General features: G+C 42.7%; 21 protein-coding genes. 20 read left to right on the top strand and 1 reads right to left on the bottom strand.

Annotated features, from left to right (window positions below):
• The first annotated feature begins 5 nt into the window (after positions 1 to 5).
• The 3 genes from rpmA to glpK all read left to right on the top strand — a co-directional run bounded on the left by rpmA (position 6) and on the right by glpK (position 2,928).
• Positions 6 to 296: a 50S ribosomal protein L27 gene (rpmA, locus tag EL241_RS07430; RefSeq protein WP_003755637.1), complete on the top strand. Its 291-nt coding sequence runs from the start codon at positions 6 to 8 to the stop codon at positions 294 to 296.
• A gap of 302 nt (positions 297 to 598) precedes the next feature.
• On the top strand, positions 599 to 1,417 hold the full coding sequence (locus tag EL241_RS07425) for an MIP/aquaporin family protein (RefSeq protein WP_036103889.1): 819 nt from the start codon (positions 599 to 601) through the stop codon (positions 1,415 to 1,417).
• A 17-nt stretch (positions 1,418 to 1,434) separates the two neighbouring features.
• The gene (gene glpK / locus EL241_RS07420; RefSeq protein ID WP_036103890.1) at positions 1,435 to 2,928 is read left to right on the top strand and encodes a glycerol kinase GlpK; all 1,494 of its coding nucleotides are present in this window, start codon (positions 1,435 to 1,437) and stop codon (positions 2,926 to 2,928) included.
• A gap of 44 nt (positions 2,929 to 2,972) precedes the next feature.
• On the opposite strand, the gene EL241_RS07415 is transcribed toward glpK, so the two are convergent.
• A complete protein-coding gene (locus tag EL241_RS07415) occupies positions 2,973 to 3,488 on the bottom strand; it encodes a hypothetical protein (protein ID WP_036103893.1) in 516 nt (171 codons plus the stop codon).
• A gap of 235 nt (positions 3,489 to 3,723) precedes the next feature.
• On the opposite strand from EL241_RS07415, the gene obgE reads away from it, so the two are divergent.
• From obgE to dtd, 17 genes are all read left to right on the top strand, one after another.
• A complete protein-coding gene (obgE, locus tag EL241_RS07410; RefSeq protein WP_003755644.1) occupies positions 3,724 to 5,013 on the top strand; it encodes a GTPase ObgE in 1,290 nt (429 codons plus the stop codon).
• Positions 5,014 to 5,086: 73 nt separating this feature from the next.
• Positions 5,087 to 5,935 (top strand): prephenate dehydratase, encoded by an 849-nt coding sequence (gene pheA / locus EL241_RS07405; protein ID WP_036103895.1) that lies wholly within the window; start codon positions 5,087 to 5,089, stop codon positions 5,933 to 5,935.
• 48 nt (positions 5,936 to 5,983) lie between these two features.
• The gene (locus EL241_RS07400; RefSeq protein WP_036103896.1) at positions 5,984 to 6,712 is read left to right on the top strand and encodes a YebC/PmpR family DNA-binding transcriptional regulator; all 729 of its coding nucleotides are present in this window, start codon (positions 5,984 to 5,986) and stop codon (positions 6,710 to 6,712) included.
• 102 nt (positions 6,713 to 6,814) lie between these two features.
• Positions 6,815 to 7,417: a Holliday junction branch migration protein RuvA gene (gene ruvA / locus EL241_RS07395; protein WP_126320465.1), complete on the top strand. Its 603-nt coding sequence runs from the start codon at positions 6,815 to 6,817 to the stop codon at positions 7,415 to 7,417.
• 16 nt (positions 7,418 to 7,433) lie between these two features.
• Complete coding sequence (gene ruvB / locus EL241_RS07390) at positions 7,434 to 8,441, top strand: Holliday junction branch migration DNA helicase RuvB (RefSeq protein WP_040486449.1); 1,008 nt, start codon at positions 7,434 to 7,436, stop codon at positions 8,439 to 8,441.
• Positions 8,442 to 8,443: 2 nt separating this feature from the next.
• On the top strand, positions 8,444 to 9,472 hold the full coding sequence (gene queA / locus EL241_RS07385; protein WP_036103898.1) for a tRNA preQ1(34) S-adenosylmethionine ribosyltransferase-isomerase QueA: 1,029 nt from the start codon (positions 8,444 to 8,446) through the stop codon (positions 9,470 to 9,472).
• Positions 9,473 to 9,598: 126 nt separating this feature from the next.
• Complete coding sequence (gene tgt / locus EL241_RS07380) at positions 9,599 to 10,738, top strand: tRNA guanosine(34) transglycosylase Tgt (RefSeq protein WP_036103900.1); 1,140 nt, start codon at positions 9,599 to 9,601, stop codon at positions 10,736 to 10,738.
• Between the two features lie 37 nt (positions 10,739 to 10,775).
• The gene (yajC, locus tag EL241_RS07375) at positions 10,776 to 11,099 is read left to right on the top strand and encodes a preprotein translocase subunit YajC (RefSeq protein WP_003755660.1); all 324 of its coding nucleotides are present in this window, start codon (positions 10,776 to 10,778) and stop codon (positions 11,097 to 11,099) included.
• A 169-nt stretch (positions 11,100 to 11,268) separates the two neighbouring features.
• Complete coding sequence (locus EL241_RS07370; protein WP_003755662.1) at positions 11,269 to 11,628, top strand: post-transcriptional regulator; 360 nt, start codon at positions 11,269 to 11,271, stop codon at positions 11,626 to 11,628.
• Positions 11,625 to 13,895, top strand: a complete 2,271-nt coding sequence (secDF, locus tag EL241_RS07365) for a protein translocase subunit SecDF (protein ID WP_036103902.1) — start codon at positions 11,625 to 11,627, stop codon at positions 13,893 to 13,895. The genes EL241_RS07370 and secDF overlap by 4 nt, the downstream gene beginning before the upstream one ends.
• Positions 13,896 to 13,978: 83 nt before the next feature.
• The gene (locus tag EL241_RS07360) at positions 13,979 to 14,302 is read left to right on the top strand and encodes a LapA family protein (protein ID WP_036103905.1); all 324 of its coding nucleotides are present in this window, start codon (positions 13,979 to 13,981) and stop codon (positions 14,300 to 14,302) included.
• 98 nt (positions 14,303 to 14,400) lie between these two features.
• Positions 14,401 to 16,194 carry an HSP90 family protein gene (locus EL241_RS07355; protein WP_036103909.1) on the top strand — a complete coding sequence of 598 codons (1,794 nt, stop codon included), beginning with the start codon at positions 14,401 to 14,403 and terminating at the stop codon, positions 16,192 to 16,194.
• A gap of 9 nt (positions 16,195 to 16,203) precedes the next feature.
• Positions 16,204 to 17,199: a hypothetical protein gene (locus EL241_RS07350; RefSeq protein WP_052009070.1), complete on the top strand. Its 996-nt coding sequence runs from the start codon at positions 16,204 to 16,206 to the stop codon at positions 17,197 to 17,199.
• Positions 17,200 to 17,240: 41 nt separating this feature from the next.
• Entirely contained in the window at positions 17,241 to 19,565 is a 2,325-nt protein-coding gene (gene recJ / locus EL241_RS07345) for a single-stranded-DNA-specific exonuclease RecJ (RefSeq protein WP_036103912.1), read from the top strand.
• A gap of 23 nt (positions 19,566 to 19,588) precedes the next feature.
• On the top strand, positions 19,589 to 20,110 hold the full coding sequence (locus tag EL241_RS07340; protein WP_036103915.1) for an adenine phosphoribosyltransferase: 522 nt from the start codon (positions 19,589 to 19,591) through the stop codon (positions 20,108 to 20,110).
• A gap of 163 nt (positions 20,111 to 20,273) precedes the next feature.
• Positions 20,274 to 22,490, top strand: a complete 2,217-nt coding sequence (locus EL241_RS07335) for a RelA/SpoT family protein (protein ID WP_036103918.1) — start codon at positions 20,274 to 20,276, stop codon at positions 22,488 to 22,490.
• A 16-nt stretch (positions 22,491 to 22,506) separates the two neighbouring features.
• Positions 22,507 to 22,953, top strand: a complete 447-nt coding sequence (dtd, locus tag EL241_RS07330) for a D-aminoacyl-tRNA deacylase (protein WP_036103920.1) — start codon at positions 22,507 to 22,509, stop codon at positions 22,951 to 22,953.
• The last annotated feature ends 2 nt before the right edge of the window (positions 22,954 to 22,955 follow it).

Genomic DNA, 22,955 nt, shown 5'->3' with positions numbered 1-22,955 from the left:
ATTTCATGTTAAAATTTGATATTCAACATTTTGCGCACAAAAAAGGTGGCGGTTCGACTTCTAACGGCCGTGACTCAGAATCCAAACGTCTTGGAGCTAAACGTGCTGATGGTCAATTTGTAACAGGTGGATCTATCCTTTACCGTCAACGCGGTACAAAAATCTATCCTGGTGCTAACGTTGGCCGTGGCGGCGATGATACACTTTTTGCTAAAACAGAAGGTATCGTTCGTTTCGAACGCGTTGGACGCGACAAGAAAAAAGTGAGCGTTTATCCAGTAGTTCAAGAAGCATAAGACTAAAAACCATTCTTCGGAATGGTTTTTTTATTTTTCTAACAGGCGTTACTTTTTTCATAACAAGGGTATAAATATATAACTACAACAAGATTTATTGTGACCATTTGTACATATCATTTGATTGACAGCGCTTTCTCCATATGTTTAAATGGGGGTAAGTTAATAATTAGTCAGGAGAAGAGATGACAATCAAATTCGATCGGTGTAGCCACCTGTCGCTTTGTTTGTCATTCTTTTTTTGAATATAAATATCTGCTTTCAATGCAGCAGACAAACGTAATCAAAAGGAGTTGGAAAAGATGATTGGTACGAGTTTAGCAACACAGTTTTTGGGAGAACTCATCGGCACCGCGGTATTGATTATTTTTGGTGGAGGCGTCGTTGCTGGCGTGTCGCTGAAAAAATCAAAAGCCGAGAACGGTGGTTGGGTAGTTGTATCGATAGCATGGGGGCTAGCGGTCACAATGGGTGTATATGTCTCTGGATATATGAGTATGGCACATCTTAATCCTGCCGTGACACTCGGTATGGCGATTGCAGGAAACTTTCCTTGGAGTTATGTACTTCCTTATATCATCGCCCAATTTATTGGTGCATTTATCGGGGCGACATTGGTATGGCTTCATTATTATCCGCATTGGAAAAAAACAGAGGACCCTGCAGCTAAGTTAGGTGTGTTTTCTACAGGACCAGCAATTCCACATTTCACGTCAAACTTTTTCGGTGAAGTGTTAGGAACTTTCATATTAGTATTTGGATTATTATCTTTAGGATCTAATAAATTCTCAGATGGTTTGAATCCCTTAGTCGTTGGTGCATTGATCGTTGCAATTGGAATGAGTTTAGGTGGAACAACCGGTTATGCTATCAATCCGGCTCGTGACCTTGGCCCGCGGATCGCGCATTTTGTTTGGCCAATCGCTGGAAAGGGTAATTCAGACTGGGGGTACTCATGGGTACCTGTTCTTGGACCGATTGTCGGTGGAGGATTAGGCGCAGTTATCTATCAGTTGATTATTAAAGGAAGTTACAGCAATTGGCTGATTCTATTTGCAGTCTTATTCATATTAGTACTTATTTTCACTGTACAATTAGATAAAAGAAAACATTTAGCATAACTGAGGAGGATTTTATCATGGAAAAGAAATATATTTTGGCATTAGACCAAGGAACAACAAGTTCACGAGCAATGATCATCAATCAAAACGGAGAAATCATCGGCGTGGAACAAGAGGAATTTGAACAGATTTTTCCAAAACCGGGCTGGGTGGAACATAATGCTAATGAGATTTGGGCGTCTATCTTAGCAGTTATTGCTGGTGTACTATTAAAAACAAATATTTCTTCTAAAGAAATCGCGGGGATCGGGATTACCAATCAACGGGAAACCGCAGTCGTTTGGGAAAAAGATACCGGGAAACCGATTTATAACGCAATCGTCTGGCAATCACGCCAAACAGAAGATATTTGTAAAAAGCTTCGTAAAGATGGCTATCAAGATATGGTAAAAGATAAAACCGGCTTGTTGATCGATCCTTATTTTGCCGGTACGAAAGCACGCTGGATCTTAGATGAAGTAGACGGCGCGCAAGAACGTGCAGAAAAGGGCGAGCTGTTATTCGGAACGATCGATAGCTGGCTGGTTTGGAAATTAACTGGCGGGAAAGCGCATATCACTGATTATTCCAATGCTTCCCGTACACTGCTCTACAATATCTATGATCTTGAGTGGGATGACGAACTTTTGGAAATGCTCAATATTCCAAAAGCAATGCTTCCAGAAGTAAAACAATCCTCGGAGATCTATGAAAATACCGTTCCTTATCATTTCTTTGGAGAAGAAGTTCCAGTTGCCGGAATCGCTGGCGACCAACAAGCAGCATTGTTTGGTCAAGGATGTTTTGAAAAAGGGATGGCAAAAAACACTTATGGGACAGGTTGCTTCTTATTGATGAATACCGGCGAAAATGCAGTGAAGTCGGAAAACGGCTTACTTACGACATTAGCATGGGGAATCGATGGAAAAGTAGAATATGCTTTAGAAGGAAGTATCTTCGTTGCTGGTTCTGCTATCCAATGGTTGCGTGATGGTCTGCGGATGGTACGTCAATCACCGGATACAGAAAATTATGCAACACGGATCGAATCCTCCGACGGTGTTTACGTGGTTCCTGCCTTCGTTGGACTCGGTGCTCCGTATTGGGACGCTGACGCACGTGGAGCTATTTTCGGACTTACCCGCGGAACAGAAAAAGAACAATTCATCCGTGCCACATTAGAATCACTTGCTTATCAAACAAGAGATGTGATGGATGTCATGGAAAAAGACTCAGGAATCGCTTTGAAAACGCTTCGGGTAGATGGTGGCGCTTCTTCCAATAACTTTTTGATGCAGTTCCAAGCAGATATCTTGGATGTACCGGTCGAACGTCCGGAAAACCAAGAAACAACGGTTCTAGGTGCAGCATTCTTAGCAGGTCTGGCTGTTGGACTATGGAAAGATAAGAGCGAGATCAAGAAACAATGGAAGCTAGACAAACGCTTCAAAGTGAAAATGGGTAGCGAAGAACGTAATGACCTGTATGAAGGTTGGCAAAAAGCGGTTAAAGCAACACAAGCTTTTAAATAAAAAAGAGGATGCCGGTTAATCGGCATCCTTTTTTTGCACTATTATTATCTATAGAATTTTCGCTTCCTTGGTTTTGCTTTCGATAATATATCCGTGCCAGTTCGTTTGACTGTTTTTGTTGCAATCATTAAGGCGGGAAGGGCGCCGACAAAAAGCGAAATGAATTTTTTCTCTTTTTTATTCGGTTTTTGCTGATTGTTGTAGCGGGTATACAAGATCGCCAGCTGTTTTTTATGATAGGCGTTGAAACTGCCTTCCACCGCATAGCTATAATTTTCTAGAGCATGTAGTATTTCTCTGCTGATGAGCAAAGCTGTCTTTTCATCAGCTTCTAGCTCCGGTTTTTCACCTAGCGTGTCTACTGTATTTTCATAACTGGCGATCGCCAATCTATAAGCGTGTTCATTACGTTTAACGGCTGCTGATTTTTTATCCTTGTTTTTTTCAGCGAACTTATGAATACCTTCTTTTGCCGCTTGTGCAACTAGGTCGGCTACACCAGCTTGGATCGCTAGCTTGACGATTTTCTTAGCTGCAGCTTTTATTAGGAATGGATTCATTTTTACACCTCGCTTTGTCTTTTTTGTAAGGGAACTAGTATTAATTATACCCTTTTCTCATAAATTTAGTCGATTTAGGTCTTATGAGCAAGAAACAGAAGATATTTCTATTTTAACGAACTTGAATTAAATCGCATTATAGAGTACACTTTAGAATATCAAGCAAATAGAATGCTACTTCAGAGATAGAGAGAATACAATAACTTTTTTATAAGAATAGGAGAATTTCATTTACATGTTTGTCGATCAGGTAAAAATATATGTTAAAGGCGGTAACGGTGGTGACGGAATGGTCGCATTCCGCCGCGAAAAGTTTGTCCCGAACGGCGGGCCGGCTGGCGGAGATGGCGGTAAAGGCGCGAACGTCGTCTTTATCGTGGAAGAAGGACTGCGGACATTAGTAGACTTCCGTTATAAACGTCATTTCAAAGCACATCATGGAGAACACGGTATGAGTAAAAGTATGCACGGACGCGGTGCAGACGATCTAGTTGTCAAAGTTCCACCGGGCACGATCGTAAAAGATATTGATACGGGAGAGATCATTGCGGATTTGGTAGCTCACGGTCAAACAGCTATTATTGCTAAAGGCGGACGCGGCGGACGCGGTAACAAGCGTTTTGCGACACCGGCCAATCCTGCGCCGGAGCTTTCTGAAAACGGCGAACCAGGTCAAGAACGTAATATCCAGTTGGAGCTTAAAGTTCTTGCAGATGTTGGCTTAGTCGGTTTCCCAAGTGTTGGTAAATCCACGCTTCTTTCTGTTGTATCGGCTGCACGTCCGAAAATCGCAGCCTATCATTTCACAACGATCGTCCCTAATCTAGGAATGGTGGATACACATGACGGAAGAAGTTTTGTTATGGCTGATCTGCCGGGACTTATCGAAGGCGCTAGCCAAGGTGTTGGCTTAGGTCATCAATTCTTACGTCATATCGAGCGGACGCGCGTTATCGTTCATGTGATCGATATGTCGGGTTCCGAAGGCAGAGAGCCGATCGAAGACTTTAAAGCAATCAATCAAGAGCTTGAAACATACAACCTTCGCCTTATGGAACGCCCGCAAATCATCGTAGCCAATAAAATGGATATGCCGGAAGCGGAAGAAAACTTAGAAAAATTCCGCAAAGAAATCCCAGGGGAATACCCGATCTTCCCAATTTCTGCAGTTACCCAAACAGGTCTGAAAGAACTGATCTTGGCAATTGCTGATAAATTGGAAGATACACCAGCCTTTCCGCTGGATGAAATCTTGGAACAAGAAGAAGAAAATACAGTTTTATATAAATTTGAAAAAGAAGAACCGGATTTCGAGATCACTCGCGATCCAGATGGTGCGTTTGTGCTTACTGGGGCGAAAGTGGAGCGCTTGTTCACAATGACGAACTTCGAACGGGATGCTTCCATCAATCGTTTCTCCAGACAGCTTCGTTCACTTGGAGTCGATGAAGCCTTGCGGAAACGTGGAGCTAAAGACGGCGATGTTGTTCGTCTGCTTGATTTTGAATTTGAGTTTATGGAATAGCACGCATAGGAGCCTAATGTATTTTTCGCGAAATGCTTAGGCTTCTTTTCTACATAAGAAAGGGGTATGAAAAATGAAAGTCGCATACTTAGGACCAGCTGCCTCCTTCACGCATTCAGCTGCGTCCAAAGCATTTCCTTATGGGGAGATGCAAGCAAAAAATACGATTCCTGATTGCATCATGGCCATTGAAAAAGAAGAGGTCGACGTGGCAGTTGTCCCAATCGAAAATACAATTGAAGGTAGCGTCAATGTGACACTCGACTACTTGTTCCATTTTTCTAAAGTACCTGTCGTAGCAGAGATCGTTTTGCCGATCTCACAACATTTGATGGTCCATCCGGAGAATAAAACAGCATGGAAATCGGTACAAAAAGTAATGTCGCATCCGCAAGCTTTAGCACAATGCCATACGTTCTTACAGGCAGAATTATATGGAACGGAACAGGAAGTCACACCTTCTACGGCATATGCAGCTAAATATGTAAGCGAGCACCCGGAAGAACTGCTTGCTGCTATCGCTCCACGTATGGCCTCAGAACGATATGGTTTGGAGATCGTCCAGGAAGACGCGCAGGACTTGGAGCTCAACCAAACGCGCTTCTTTGTGCTGAGTCGGATCCCGATTGAGATTCCGCTCATTAAAGAAGAAGAAAAAACAACACTTACGTTTCTACTCCCACAAAATTTACCTGGTGCATTACATAAGATATTGTCGACGTTTGCTTGGCGCAATATCGATATGAGCCGGATCGAATCTCGGCCGCTAAAAACATCACTCGGAGAATATTTCTTTTTCGTTGATTTGTTATCAGCGGGAAAATCGCAATTAGTAGCAAATGCAGTGGAAGAGATCGGATTGATCGGCGGTGAAGTCCGCAACTTAGGAACCTACCATGTCTACCGCCTTGCTAAGGATTGATGCTTAGCAGGGCTTTATGCTTCTTGATTTGAAGAAAGGATGATAATGATGTCTGGACATTCGAAATGGAACAATATTCAAGGACGAAAAAATGCGCAAGATGCGAAACGCGCTAAAACGTTTCAAAAAATAGCGAAGGAACTATATGTGGCAGCTAAAGGCGGGGCAGATCCCGATATGAATCCGAGTCTACGTCTTGTGATGGATAAAGCAAAAGCGGCTAATATGCCTAATGATAATATCAAACGGGCAATCGATAAAGCGACAGGGGCAAATGCGACAGAAAATTATGAAGAAGTCACTTATGAAGGATATGGCCCGGCAGGTGTTGCCGTCTTGGTCCATGCTTTAACTGACAACAAGAATCGCACGTCTACCAATGTTCGTGTCGGATTTAATAAAAATGGCGGTAGTTTAGGTGAAACTGGAACAGTCAATTATTTGTTTGATCGTAAAGGATATTTAGTGATCGAACGTACGGATATAGAAGTTGAGGAAGACACTTTCATGCTCGAAGCAATCGAGGCAGGAGCAGAAGATGTCTTCGTCTATCCGGAAGTGTTTGAAGTGCTTACGGATCCAAGTGATTTTACAGCTGTAAAGGATAGTCTGCAGGACGCTGGTTATGTATTCGCAGAGGCAAATCTGATAATGAAACCGCAAACAACGATTGAAGTTCCTGAGGATAAAAAGGAACAATTAGAGCAAATGATCGATGTGTTGGAAGAGGACGACGATGTCCAAGAAGTTTATACGAATGCAGCGCATCTAATTTAAAAACTACTATAATATTATTATGTAAACAAGAAAATAAAACAGTACAAACGTTCTTTTTTATGCTATCATAAATGGTATGAGTAAAGAAAGAGAGGAACTTTTATGTACGATTATATCAATGGCACCGTTACGGACATTACCCCGGAATTCATCGTGGTGGAAGCCGGACAAGTCGGTTATCAGTTAATCACCGGCAATCCGTTTGCCTTTCAGTCTATGAGCGGACAGACCGCCAAAGTATTTGTATATCAGCATGTGAGAGAAGATAGTCTAACACTTTTTGGCTTTAAAACTAAAGAAGAGCGTTTCCTATTCAAAAAATTACTGAGCGTTTCTGGGATCGGTCCGAAAAGTGCTTTGGCGATCATTGCGACTGGGGACGCCAATGCATTGATCAGTGCGATCGAGGCAGAAGACGATGTTTATTTGACGAAATTCCCGAGTGTCGGTAAGAAGACAGCTAGGCAGATCATTTTGGATTTAAAAGGCAAACTAAGCGATGTGGATACTTCCTTTGCAAAGATGCAGAGAAAAGAAGAAGATTTGACAGCTGGTTTGACAGAAACGTTGGAAGAAGCTATTTTAGCATTAGAAGCATTAGGTTATAATAAAAAAGAATTAAAAAAAGTCATTCCAAAATTGGAAAAAGAAGATTTGAGCAGCGATGCTTATATTAAATTAGCGCTACAATTGATGACAAAGTAAAGGAGGGATTATGGACATGGAAGAACGGATCATTTCTGGAGAATCTGTGAATCCTGAAGAAGAAAGTTTTGAGATGTCACTAAGACCTCAACTGTTGGCCCATTATATCGGTCAAGATAAAGTAAAAGATAACTTGAAGATCTTTATTGAAGCAGCAAAAAAAAGAAATGAAGCACTCGATCATGTGCTGCTTTATGGACCGCCTGGACTTGGGAAAACGACGCTAGCAATGGTTATCGCCAATGAAATGGGTGCCGGGATCAGAACGACAAGTGGTCCGGCAATCGAACGACCAGGGGACTTGGCTACAATTTTGACCAGCCTCGAGCCGGGGGATGTTTTATTTATCGATGAGATCCACCGTCTATCGCGAACGGTCGAAGAGATACTGTATCCAGCAATGGAAGATTATTTTATTGATATCGTGATCGGTAACGGTCCTACTGCGAAATCTGTTCGTCTTGATCTTCCGCCATTCACATTGATTGGCGCAACAACTCGGGCAGGACAACTATCAGCGCCGCTACGTGATCGCTTCGGTGTTATCGATCACTTGGAGTTTTACACAGAAGCACAATTAGAAGCAATCATCACGCGGACTGCTTCGATATTGGATACCGAAGTAGATGTTCCCGGTGCAGAAGAGATCGCACGTCGCTCACGCGGGACCCCGCGAATCGCGAATCGTCTATTAAAGCGGGTGCGTGATTTTGCTGATGTGAAGGCAGATGGCTATGTGACTGAAAGGCTTGCTAAAGAAGCGCTAGAACTTCTGCGTGTTGACCCGCGTGGTCTGGATACGATCGATCAGCGTTTATTACAAACGATTATTCACTCGTTCGGAGGCGGACCTGTCGGAATCGAAACAATTGCGGCAAGTATCGGTGAAGAACGCGAAACTATTGAAGATATGCAAGAACCTTACCTGCTACAGATCGGTTTTCTGCAACGAACTCCTCGTGGTCGGCTAGTTACGGAAAGAGCATATAATCATTTAGGAATTTCATATGAAAAAGGTGTGTAGAAATGAAAGTAGAAGATTTTGATTTTGATTTGCCAGAAGAGCTGATTGCCCAAACTCCATTATTAGATAGAACGGCCAGTCGCTTGATGGTATTAAATAAAGAAACCGGAGCCATTGATGATAAACATTTTGCTTCGATCGTTGATTATCTGGAACCTGGGGACGCGCTTGTTCTTAACAATACACGCGTTCTTCCTGCCAGACTTCATGGCCTCAAAGATGAAACCGGCGCCCATATCGAAGTGCTACTCTTAAAGCAAAAAGCAGATAATGAATGGGAAACCTTGGTAAAGCCGGCGAAGCGTATTCGGGTCGGGCAAACGATCACATTTGGTAATGGCGAACTGAAAGCAGTCTGCAAAGAAGAGTTGGAGCATGGCGGTCGCATCCTTGAATTTCACTATGAAGGTATTTTTTATGAAGTTTTGGAAAGCCTTGGTGAAATGCCGCTGCCACCGTACATTAAAGAACAGCTGGAGGACCAAGGACGCTATCAGACAGTATATGCGAAAGAAAATGGTTCCGCTGCAGCACCGACTGCAGGCCTCCATTTTACAGAAGCCTTGCTGGATCAAATTCGGGAAAAAGGAGTAAAAGTGATTTTCTTGACACTTCATGTTGGCCTTGGGACATTTCGTCCTGTCGATGTCGCAGATACGGATAATCACAAAATGCACTCTGAATTTTACCGACTGACGAAGGAAGCCGCAGCAGAACTAAGCGAAGTGAAAGCTGCCGGTAAGCGTATTATTGCAGTGGGCACTACGTCGATCCGAACACTGGAAACGATCGCTTCAAGAAATAATGGCGCTTTAGTAGAAGAATCTGGTTGGACAGATATTTTTATCTCCCCTGGGTTTACTTTCCAAGCAGTAGATGCGCTGATCACCAATTTCCACTTGCCAAAGTCAACGCTGATCATGCTCGTATCAGCACTTTCCAACCGCGATATCATCTTACATGCATATCGGCATGCCGTAGAGAACCGTTATCGTTTCTTTAGTTTCGGCGACGCGATGTTTATTCATTAATACAAACAATACCGGCTGCGCGAAATAGGCGAAAAAGATTGAATTCGTATTTTCTTCCGTCTGATACTTGTAATAGACAAGTATTTTCGTTATGCTAGTAAAAGAACAAGTAGAAAGAGGTAAGTAATGACTGCGATTCGTTATGAACTTATAAAAACAGATAAGCAAACTGGCGCTAGACTTGGCAAGATCCATACACCACACGGCACATTTGATACACCAATGTTTATGCCCGTCGGAACGCTTGCAACAGTAAAAACGATGTCTCCAGAAGAGTTAAAAGCAATGGGGGCTGGGATTATTTTAAGCAATACCTATCATCTATGGTTAAGACCTGGGGAAGAACTTATTCGTGAAGCAGGCGGCTTGCATCGCTTTATGAACTGGGATCAGCCGATCTTAACAGATTCAGGTGGTTTTCAAGTATTTAGTTTGAGCGATATTCGCGATATCAAGGAAGAAGGTGTTCATTTCCGAAATCATCTAAATGGCGACAAGTTATTTTTGTCTCCGGAAAAAGCGATTCAGATCCAAAATGCGCTGGGTTCCGACATTATGATGTCATTTGATGAATGCCCGCCATATCCGGCTACGCATGATTATATGAAAAAATCGGTAGAACGTACTTCGCGCTGGGCTGAAAGAGGCCTTCGAGCACACGAACGTCCAGAGGATCAAGGACTTTTCGGCATCGTGCAAGGTGGTGCATATCAAGATCTACGGGAATTGAGTGCGAAAGATCTGGTTTCTCTTGATTTCCCAGGCTATTCGATCGGCGGCTTGTCCGTTGGCGAACCTAAATCGGTAATGAATGAAGTGCTGGAATATACGACACCATTGTTACCAACTAATAAACCTCGCTATTTGATGGGAGTAGGTTCCCCAGATTCATTGATCGACGGCGTGATCCGTGGAATCGACATGTTCGACTGCGTATTACCGACGAGGATCGCCCGAAATGGGACTTGTATGACATCGCAAGGCCGATTAGTAATCAAAAATGCTAAATTTGCCCGCGATTTCAGACCAATCGATGAGGATTGCGATTGCTATACATGCCGCAATTACAGCCGTGCCTATGTACGTCACTTAATAAAATGTGATGAAACATTCGGTATAAGGCTTACTACTTATCATAACCTACATTTTTTGTTAAACTTAATGAAGCAGGTAAGAACTGCTATCCAAGCAGACCGGCTTGGTGATTTCAGGGAAGAATTTTTTGAGCAATATGGACTGAATCGTCCGGACGCGAAAAATTTCTAATATATAATAACATATCGGAGAGGGGTTAAAGTTTTATATGCAAATGTTAATTCCATTGGTCTTAATGATCGTACTTTTCTATTTTTTGTTGATAAGACCGCAACAAAAACGTCAAAAACAAGTACAACAAATGCAAAGTGGTTTGTCTAAAGGTGATAAAATCATCACTATTGGAGGACTGCACGGTATTGTAGACGCAATCGAAGATAACACTGTTATCTTGAATTGTGGCGGCGCTCGATTGACTTTTGATCGCAATGCGATTCGTACTGTACTTGAAAAAACTGCAGAACCAAGTGTGCTTGCAGATGAAGAAGTAGTAGAAGAAGTTCAAGAACCGGATAATGATCAAACCAAATAAGTAAACGGATGCTCTTTATAGCTTGAAAACTGTAAAGGGCATTTTTTATTAGGGAAAAGCTGCTTTTTCTGTTAAAAAAGGAATTCCTTCATTTTTTTCTTTTCATTTGACCCGAGATTAGATAAAATGGAGATATGTTGATTGTTTTTGGAGAAGGAGGGGAAACGAAATGGCGAATAACTACCAAGAGTGGCATGACACACTTGAGCCGGCGATATTGATCAAAGTAGAAGATTTCCATATATTAGGGTACCGCGAAGTGAAAAAACAAGATATCTGGGAATTTCTTACGGAAGTCATATGGGCGAACAAACCCACTCCTGCTCTGCATGAACGGATAAATGATGTTATGCAGATGAAGATAGGGCAATTAATACAATTTATTATGAGGACATCTGAAAAAAACGTACCAGAAGCAGGTGCGAAACTGGATCAGGAATTGGTGGATGCGGTCATCGATAACCCAAAACAGGAAGAAATCGCCCCTGCGGCAAACATTTCAGATGAGGAAGGAACGAGTCATACATGATTAAGAAAAGCAGAATCGTTGCGTTCTTACTTGCACTGGCTATCATTTTCGGCGTCGTTTTTGGAACGGCAAAGGTGGTACTTAGTCATATCAATTTAGGATTGGATCTTCAAGGTGGTTTTGAAGTTCTCTATCAAGTAGAACCAGCAAATGGCAAGGGAACAGTAGATAAATCTACGTTATCAGATACTGTGAGTGCGCTTGACCGCCGGGTAAACACACTTGGTGTTGCAGAACCAAGTATTACCATTGAAGGCAAAAATCGGATCCGTGTGCAATTAGCAGGGATCAAGGACCAAACAGAAGCAAGAAAGTTGCTTTCCACAACGGCCCAATTATCTTTCCGTGATGCGGATGATAAGCTAATGATGGACGGAAGCGATCTAGTTGGCGGTGGCGCAAAACAAGCGTTTGATAACAATAATCGTCCGATCGTAACGTTGAAACTCAAAAGTGCATCCAAATTTGCCAAAGTAACCAAAGAGATCCTAGCAAAAGCACCAACGCAGGAAAATCAACTCGTTATTTGGCTGGATCATAAAAAAGGACAAAAATACAAAGAGGAAAGACAAAAAGAAAAACCAGCTTTCCTATCAGCACCAAATGTCAGTCAAGTCCTAGACACGAACCAAGTGGAGATCACTGGTGATTTTGAAGTAAAAGAAGCCAAAGATCTAGCTAACTTACTGAATTCTGGAGCACTACCAGTTAAAATGAAAGAAGTTTACTCTACTTCGGTAGGTGCACAATTCGGACAAGATGCGCTAAACGAAACAGTAATGGCTGGGTTGATCGGTGTACTTGCGATTTTCATTTTCATGATGGCTGTTTATCGCTTCCCAGGTTTTGTTGCCTCTGTTACTTTGGTTGCATACACCTACTTAGTCTTGCTGATTTTAAGTCTGCTGCATGCGACGCTGACTCTACCAGGTATTGCAGGGTTGATACTGGGTATTGGGATGGCAGTCGATGCGAATGTTATCACCTATGAACGGATAAAAGAAGAGATCAAGATCGGTCGATCGATCAAGTCGGCATTTGAGATCGGCGGTAAAGAAGCTTTCCGTGCCATTTTTGACGGAAACTTTACCACATTGCTTGTTGCTGGCGTATTGTTCTATTTTGGAACAAGCTCGATCAAAGGCTTTGCTACGGTATTGATCATCAGTATCTTGATCAGTTTCTTGACGGCTGTTTGGGGATCTCGTTTACTGCTTCGCTTTGCGATCGACAGCAATTTCCTTAATAAACGTCCAGGCTGGTTTGCAGTCAGAAAAGATGAGATCCATGATCTGCATGAAGATATCAGCACATTTAAGTTAAAAACGCATTTTGACCGCTTTGATTTTGTTAAACATCACCGCGGCTTCTTATGGACTTTCGCAGTGATCACAATAGCCGGGGTCATCTTGTTGTCCGTCTTCAAAATGAATCTTGGCATTGATTTCTCAAGCGGTACGCGCGCAGATGTAACAGCGGATCATACGCTTACAGCAGCTGCTGTCCAAAAGGACTTGAAAGAGATCAATATGCCTGCTGAAACGATCGTTTTACAAGGGAAAGACCAAAAAGTTGCGGTTGTTTCCTATAAAGGCGCGCTTAGCCAGCAGGAAATCGCGAAATTCAAGGCAGAATTCAAATCGAAATATGGTCATGAACCAAGTATCAGTACAGTAACCCCTACGGTCGGCAAGGAATTGGCAAAAAATGGTTTCTGGGCATTGGGAGTCGCTTCCATCTTGCTTGTGATCTATATCGGTATTCGTTTTGAACTTTATATGGGGATCGCAGCGATCTTGTCACTCCTATTTGATGCTTTTGTGATCTTTATTTTCTTCAGCATCTTCAGGCTGGAGGTCGATCTTACCTTCATTGCCGCGGTGTTGACGGTTATTGGTTATTCGATCAATGATACGATCGTTACGGCTGATAGGATTCGGGATATCAGTAAACAAATGAAACGTTTCAAAACGAAAGAGGAGATCGCTAGCAGTGTCAATAGTGCGTTAAGACAAACGTTTACTCGTTCGATCAATACGATCTTAACTGTTATTTTCACAGTTGTAGCTTTAGTAGCATTCGGAAGCAGTTCCATCTTGAACTTCTCCATTGCTTTGCTAGTTGGTCTGATCTCCAGTGTATTCTCTTCTATCTTTATGGCAATGCAGTTATGGTACGTCTTCAAGGTACGTCAATTGAAGAAAAAAGGTACGATTACTACAGTCAAGAAGAAGAAAAAACGAAACGGTGGTCAACCAGTCGTATAAATCCGAGACCAAGCAGCTACGGTTGCTTGGTTTTTTTTCTGGGAAAATGGGGTAAATGAGTAAAATGAAAGGGAGGGATTTTTATGAAGGTACAATGGCAAGTGATTGTTGGAATTATATTAGCACTTCTTATTGCTATTTTTGCTGTTATCAATGTAGATGCAGTGCAAGTCAATTTCTTATTTGTCGAGGCGCAGTGGCCACTAATCTTGATCATCATTGGTTCCGTGCTGATTGGTTGTCTGATTATTTTCTGTTTGAATCTTGGCAAAGCTCGTTCACTGAAAAAACAAATCAAACAACTAAACAGTCAAAATGACGATCTAAACCGTCAATTAACGGCTTTCCGCGAGCAAAATGCTGCGAAACCGAAACGTGCTCCAAGTACGCAAACGCCAATCGAATAAAGAAGTATTCCTAGCAGATCAGTGTTCCAGCATTTTGACATTGATTTGCTATTTTTGTATACTTTAACTACTAGATAGTAGCGAAAGGGGAACGTTTTATGGAAGAAAACATGCGCTTCAAAGTAAATCTCGGTGGCATGATCGACATTTTATCCAACCATCTGTATGATTCCAAAGATGTTTATATTCGGGAACTGCTGCAGAATGCTACAGACGCAATTCGAGCTCGAAAAAAAAACGAATCTTCGCTAACAGGAGAAATCGCTGTTAGTTTAAATACATCGGACCAAGGCGGTTCGGTGCTTATTTTTGAGGACAATGGGATCGGACTTACCACCGAGGAAGTCCACGAATTTTTAGCAACGATCGCCAGCTCTTCTAAAGGGTCTAAGCGTTTTCAAATCGAAGAGAATGATTATATCGGTCGCTTTGGGATCGGTCTGCTTTCCTGTTTTATCGTCAGTGATGAAATCGTCATGATCTCCACATCAGCAAAAACAAGGCAGACAGTGGAGTGGCGTGGGAATGCGGATGGTACGTACCAGATCCGTGAACTTGATCTGCCGGATCGTGAGCCGGGAACGCATGTTTATTTGCGCGCTGATCCACAGGCGGAAGAAGGATTGGAGTGCTTCGAAGCGGAGCAGCTGGAAAAAGTACTTAAAAAATATGGAGCTTCGCTGGAGATCGCGATTCGCTATGAGGATCAGATCCTTAATGAAACAACGAAACAGTTTGCTGACCTAGAAACCTTGCAGCAACTTCCTTCACATGAGATCCTTGCATTTGGCCGCGAACTCTATCAAACGAACTTTGAAACGTATTGTCTGCTTCAATCAGAAAATAAACGTACATATGGGATCGCCTATGTTATTCCGTATGCGATCCAAATGAATGCGAAACGCAACCATACCGTGTATCTCAACAACATGTTTGTGACGGGACAGTCTGCCGATATTTTACCAGAATGGTCTTTCTTTACTAATTGTGTCTTATGGACAGATGAGCTTCAGCCAGTCGCTTCTCGGGAAGACTTTTATAAAAATGCTACGCTGGAAAAGGTGGCTGGTTCACTTGGAAAAGCACTTAAAAAGGGGATCGAATCACTTAATCAAGAAGTGTTGGAACGAATCGTTTACACACATTTCCACGCATTCAAACTGATGGCATTAGAAGATAATGAGTTTTTAGAATTGATCTATCCTTACTTGCCTTTCCGGACAGGAAACGGCGAAGAAAGTCTCGCTGCGGTTTTAAAGCGAACAAGCGACATTTATTATACGTATTCTGTTGATGATTTTAGACAGATCATCGATTTAGCAAGAAGTAAAGGCATGGAAGTGATCAATGGTGGTTTTAGTTACGATGCAGCAATCTTGCGTGCGCTAAGCGATATGGTCGAAAACGTGCAGCTCGAAATGATCGAGCCAGCTCAGCTGTTAAATGAGTGGAATGAGATCTCGGCGGACGAACAGCAGTTTTTTGCGGCACTTCTGGAGTCTTTAAATCAGCGGATGGCGGAGTATGAAGTCAAAGTAGCAATCAAAAAGTTTGAACCACGCGACATGCCAGTGCTGTTTATCAATCCGACCGCAACGCAGCAGCTTCGTGAATTGGAGCGTGCCCAAGAAGAGTCCAATAGCTTATTTAGTTCGATCTTAGAGAGCATCCAAAGTGATTATGGCGTGGAACGTGTCTTTGCCGAGTTGTATCTCAACTTGGAAAATCCATTGATCAAACGCTTGTTTTCCCAAGATCGAACGGCGGAGTCGCTAGAAACGATCGTAAAAATGCTGTATATCCAAGCATTGCTATTCGGCCATTATCCGTTGAAACAAAAAGAAATGACATTAATGAACGACAATTACCTGCAAATTTTGAGCATGTTATAGGAGGACGCGATGAATTATTTAGAAGACCTAGAGTTAGCCTACCAATTAGGTGATCAAAACCCGGAAGTCATCCCGATATTGGAACGCGTGATCGCTGCGGCAGATGTTTATCAAGACATTGAAGTGGGCGTTGAAGCACGCGATTTGATGATCGAAGCTACTGTCTATAATGGACAAATGAAAAAAGCGCTGCAAGCGTTTGCCTGGTTGATAAAAAAATATGAAGAAAAAAGCCCATTTGTATCCACGTATGATATTTTATGGAAATACAAATGGATCGCCGGCGACACTTGCGGGATTTTGGCGATTTCTAAAGAACAAATAGAAAACTTGCTAGCCGATATGAAAACAAAATTCCAAGAAAACGGCTTTTCGCTGCGGCCTTATTATAAAACAGTTGCGATCGCAGCGGAAGAAATGGGGGACGCAGAAACCGCGGCCGACTATTTTGCGAAATGGCAAGCAACACCAGCTGATTATATGAATGATTGTGTGGCCTGCGAAACAAACGATGTGGCGCATCATCATTACTTCACTGGTGACAGCCAAAAGGCGATTCAAGCCGCAAAACCGGTCATTAATGGGAAACAAAGCTGTGCAGAGATACCGCATTTAACATATGGCTTCGCAGCTCTGGCATTTTTGGATATCGATCAACTTGATCAGGCAGCAGCTTGTTTTGCTAAAGGTTACCCGTTGGTGCGGCAAGAACCGGAATATTTAAAAACGATCGGTCAATTTGTTGCTTATCATTATCAAATCGGGGATCTTGTGAAGGCAAAAGAAATTATTGCTGAGAATGAAGCGATCTTGGAAAAATCGGATTCTGAAATGAGTAAGATGCTCTTTATGATCCATGCATTGCCAGTCGTTCAAGCTGACAGTAGTTTCCCGGAGATATCGCGTGATTTAGCGGCAAGATTCGATGCTAGAAATGGTAATGGTTATTATTCGAAATTATGGCAAACCTCCATGGATAAACGAGAAAGAGACTTGGAAATTTAACCGATTTCCAGTATAATTGGAAGGTTGAAAGGTGTGGTAATGTGATTCGTTCCAAATATACATGGAAAATAAAGCAGACAGATGAAAAACAAGTGGCAGCACTTGCAGAAGAATTAGCGATACCAGTTCCACTCGCAAATATGTTGTGGAAGCGTAAGATCACTACTGCTGGTCAATACGACAAATTTTTCCACCCTACCAAATACGATGTTTACGACCCATTTTTGCTTCCAGAAATGGACAAAGCAGTAACGCGTATCAAAAAAGCGATCGCAGGCGGAGAACGTATTCTTATTTATGGCGATTACGATGCAGACGGTGTAACAAGTATCGCTGTTCTCTATAAAACATTGATCAAATTAGGTGCGGAACCTAGTTTTTATATCCCTAATCGTTTCACAGAGGGCTACGGTCCGAACAGCGCTGCTTTCCAAGCGGCCAAAGCAGACGGTGTGGATCTGCTGATCACGGTAGACAACGGGATTGCTGCGCTTGATGTGATGGAAGAGGCAGCTGCGATCGGATTAGATGTGATCGTGACCGATCATCATGAAGGACGCGACACATTGCCGAAAGCATTGGCAGTTATCCATCCACGTCATCCAGAAAGCGATTATCCGTTCCCGGATCTAGCCGGAGTTGGTGTTGCTTATAAATTGGCGCATGCTTTGCTTGGAGCGGAGCCGACAGATTTACTCGACCTCGTGGCTGTCGGAACGATCGCGGATCTTGTTTCCCTAACGGATGAAAACCGCTTGCTTGTCCAAAGAGGATTGCGGAAACTACGCGAAGAACCAACGCTCGGTTTAGCTGCTTTAGCAAAAAAAGCGAGTGTGAAGTTAGAGGCGGCAACGGAAGAAACGGTTGGTTTTGCCTTAGCACCCCGTCTGAATGCAATTGGTCGTTTAGGCCCGGCTGATCCAGCTGCTGATCTATTATTGACCCCTGATGAGGAAGAAGCAGGCTTTTTAGCTGAGGAGATCGATGAAGCCAATAAAGAACGAAAAGCGATCGTGGCTGCTATTACAGAAGAAGCAGTTACATTGGTAGAAGAGAACGGTCTTGCAGAGGATCGCGTTTTGATTCTTTCTAAAGAGGGCTGGAATGCCGGTGTATTAGGGATCGTGGCATCACGCTTAGTGGATCGCTACGCTCGTCCCGTGATTATGCTTGCTAGCGATCCAGCTACTGGAATCGCAAAAGGCTCTGGCCGAAGCATACCTGCGTTTCATCTTTATCAAGAGCTAGATAAAAATCGTGCGTTGATGATCGCTTTCGGTGGACACCCGATGGCTGCAGGTCTGACTATCGCAACAGAACAAGTCGAGGAACTGCGCAGCCAGCTCAATCAGCAAGCAGCGCTATTAAAGGACGAAGATTTTCAATTGGAATTGATTGTAGAAGATAAATTAGCGCTAGCCGATATCGATGTAGCGTTCATTTCAAAAATAGAGAATCTAGCACCATTTGGCACGGATAATCCGAAGCCGGTCTTCCGCTTGCAGAATTTGAAACTACAAAATACGAAACGGATCGGCGGAGACAAAACGCATTTAAAAACGTTGCTTGTTGATGAGAACAATACTTCCGCAACGCTTGATGCGGTAGGTTTTGGCTTTGGTGATCTCGCAGAAAAGGTTTCGGCGCAGGCAACGGTAGAAATTGCTGGCGAGTTATCGATCAATGAATGGAATAATGTCCGGAAACCACAACTACGGTTGGTGGATATGCATATCGAAAAATGGCAACTCTTTGATGTCCGTAATAAAACTGATTGGCAGCAATTGATCAAACAGCAAGTTGCCGATCGGATGATTATTTGCTTCCAACCGGAAACAGCAGACAAATTGAGCAGCGAACTGAACAATGAAGAAGTGATCGCGGCCAAAGATGCAGCCACGGTAACAGGTGAGGGCTCATGCGAGGAATTGATCTTTGCGGATCTGCCGGTCGAAGCAGAACAAGTGACCTCGCTCGTGAACAAGATCAAACCGGCACGGATCTACATCCATTTTTCTGATTCAGAAGAAATAGCTGCGATCCCAGACCGTTCTGCATTTGCAAAACTATACAGCTTGATCAAAAAGTTCCAGCCATTTTCCTTAGAAAAATACATTCCGCATTTATCAAAACAGTTTGGTTGGACGACCGCACAAATTAATTTCATGTCAAACGTGTTTTTTGACTTAAATTTTGTTACAATGAATGATGGTGTTATTTTATTAAATGAAGTAAAGGAAAAGCGTAACTTGGAAGACTCGACAGTCTATCAGACAAAAGCGAATAAGCTTGCGGTCAAACAAAAACTGCTTTATGCGAACTACCAGGAGCTGCACGACTGGATTGCAAAATCGATGGATTTCTAGGTTACCTAGTTGGAGGAAAAAACATGAATTTGAACGAGTTAAGAGATTATGTAGCGATTGTGAATGATTGGCCCAGTGAAGGGATCGTTTTTAAAGACATCACGCCTTTAATGAATAACGGAGAGGCATACAAATTTGCGACTGATCAAATCGTAGCATATGCCAAAAAATTAAATATCGATATCGTCGTTGGTCCGGAAGCACGTGGTTTTATTATCGGCTGTCCAGTGGCATATTCACTTGGTATCGGCTTTGCACCGGTTAGAAAGCCTAATAAATTACCGCGTAAAACGATCGAAAAAAGCTATGATCTTGAATATGGTTCCAATGTATTGACCATGCATGAAGATGCGATCAAACCTGGACAACGTGTTTTGATCACGGACGATCTGTTAGCAACAGGCGGGACGATCGAAGCGACGATCAAGTTAGTAGAAGAACTTGGCGGCATCGTTGCCGGCTGTGCCTTTTTGATCGAACTAACAGAATTAGAAGGACATAAAAAATTAAACGGCTATGACCGCTTGATCTTGATGGAATTCTAAAAATTACCAAACAGCTTCTTTTTTCAGAAAATGAACGAATTTTAAGGAAAATTCCTTTATAAAGCGCAATTTTCCATGTATAATAAAAATAACCTTTGAAAAGCACTCTGGGAGACCTGGGTGCTTTTCATTCACATAAAAACACACTAAAGGGGTGATGAAGATGGCAAAGGAAAAAAATCTCACTGCTGAGCAAGTGATTGAAATGGCTGCTCATTATATGAATAAAGAACATCTAGCGATCGTAGAAAAAGCCTATACATTTGCTCGCGATGCCCATAAAGAACAATTTCGTAAATCAGGTGAGCCATATATTATTCATCCCATTCAAGTTGCGGGAATCTTAGCGGAACTGCGGATGGATCCTTCTACCGTAGCATCAGGATTCCTGCATGACGTTGTAGAAGATACGCCTGTAACGCTTGATGACTTAAAAGCAGAATTTGGCGAAGAGGTTGCCATGCTCGTTGATGGCGTAACGAAACTTGGTAAAATCAAATATAAATCACACGAAGAGCAACAAGCAGAAAACCACCGGAAGATGTTTATTGCAATGGCACAGGATATCCGGGTCATTTTGATCAAACTGGCAGACAGGCTGCATAATATGCGGACATTGAAACATCTGCCTACTCAGAAACAGCGAAGAATCGCTAATGAGACCTTGGAGATCTTTGCACCGCTCGCTCATCGCTTGGGGATATCGCGCGTGAAGTGGGAGCTCGAAGACACAGCGCTACGTTATCTCAATCCGCAACAATATTACCGCATCGTTCATTTGATGCGTCAAAAGCGCGACGAGCGCGAACGCTACCTCCAAGATGTGATCGACGGCGTCAACGACAATTTAGAAGAACTGAATATTCAAGCAGACATTACTGGCCGGCCGAAACATATTTATTCGATCTACCGCAAAATGTCTATTCAGCAAAAGCAGTTCAATGAGATCTATGACCTGCTTGCTGTAAGAATCATCGTCAGCAGCATCAAAGATTGCTATGCGGTCCTTGGAATCATTCATACACGTTGGAAACCGATGCCAGGCCGCTTCAAAGATTATATCGCGATGCCGAAATCGAATATGTATCAATCGATCCATACAACAGTGATCGGCCCACAAGGTGAACCATTGGAAGTGCAGATCCGAACGACAGAAATGCACCAGATCGCTGAATACGGGGTCGCAGCGCATTGGGCTTACAAAGAAGGCAAAGTGGTCAATGCGAAAACTTCTTTCGACAACAAAATGACTTGGTTCCGAGAAATCTTGGAATATCAAAATGAAGCGGATAATGCAGAAGACTTTATGGAAAGTCTGAAACTGGATCTATTTTCTGATGTTGTCTATGTATTCACACCCAAAGGGGATGTTTATGAGCTGCCAAATGGTTCAGTCCCACTTGATTTTGCTTACCGCATCCATACGGAGATCGGGAACAAAACAATCGGTGCGAAAGTGAACGGCAAGATCGTGACACTGGACTATCAGCTCAAAACTGGCGATATCATCGACATTTTGACCAGCAAACATTCTTATGGACCAAGCAGAGATTGGCTGAAACTCGTGAAAACTTCTCAGGCTCGAAATAAGATCAAACAATTCTTTAAACGTCAAACTAAAGAAGAAAATGTCGAAAAAGGTCGCGATGCTGTTGAAAAAGAACTACGACAATCGGGCTATGATCCAAAAGAATATTTGACCAATCCACATTTGGAACAAGTCGCTGCCAAACTTAACTTCTCGCACGAAGATGATCTGTTTGCGGCGGTTGGCTATAATGGTTTGACCCCAGTTCAAGTGGCCAATCGTTTAACGGAAAAAGAACGACGCGAGCGGGAAGCAGAACAAGAAACAGAAAAACTGCTGACCCAATTTGAAAATAAAGTTTCCAACTCAGAAGCAAATAATGAAAAGCTGAAGATCAAACACAATGCTGGCGTGGTTGTCCAAGGAGTCGGAAATCTCTTGATCCGTTTATCACGTTGTTGTAATCCGGTTCCGGGAGATGAGATCATCGGCTATATCACTAAAGGACGAGGCATCTCGATCCACCGGAAAGACTGTCCGAATGTACAATCGATCGAAGAAGAACGGTTGATCGAAGTGGAGTGGGAAGCTGCTGATTTGCAAGCGAAAAATGATTATAATGTCGATATTGAAGTTTATGGTTATAACCGTAATGGCTTATTAAATGAGATTCTTCAAGTGGTAAACAGCCTTACTTCCAATATCAATGGTGTCAATGCCAAAGTCGATCAAAATAAAATGGCGACGCTGGTACTAACTCTGCAAATTCATAATATCAATCACTTGCAGCGGGTGGTAGACAAGATCAAACAGATCCCTGATATTTATGCAGTAAGACGTTTGATGAATTAAGGAGGTCAAGAGGCAGATGCGTGTGTTATTACAACGAGTCAAACAAGCAGCAGTAACTGTCAGTGGACAGGAAGTCGGCAAAATCAAGCATGGTCTCTGCTTGTTTGTCGGCTTTACGCACGGCGATGACGAAGCGGCGCTTGACTATGCAGTGAAAAAAATAACTGGTTTGCGTATTTTTGAAGATGATGCCCAGAAAATGAATTTGGCATTGGCGGATGTGGGCGGCGAAATTCTTAGCATCTCGCAATTCACACTTTATGGAGATGTGAAAAAAGGGCGGCGTCCTAGTTTCAGCAAATCTTTGCCGGGAGAACAGGCAAAAGCGCTATATGAACAGTTTAATGCGAAACTGCAAGATACAGGGACAGTGGTGCAGACAGGCGTGTTTGGAGCCGATATGGATATTTCGATTCTTAATCATGGCCCTGTGACTTTCATGATCGACACCAATGAAATGTAAAA

Source organism: Listeria grayi (genome assembly GCF_900638015.1).
Lineage (GTDB): Bacteria > Bacillota > Bacilli > Lactobacillales > Listeriaceae > Listeria > Listeria grayi.
The sequence above is the reverse complement of the archived record's forward strand: the minus strand, read 5'-3'. Positions and strand labels throughout refer to the sequence as shown.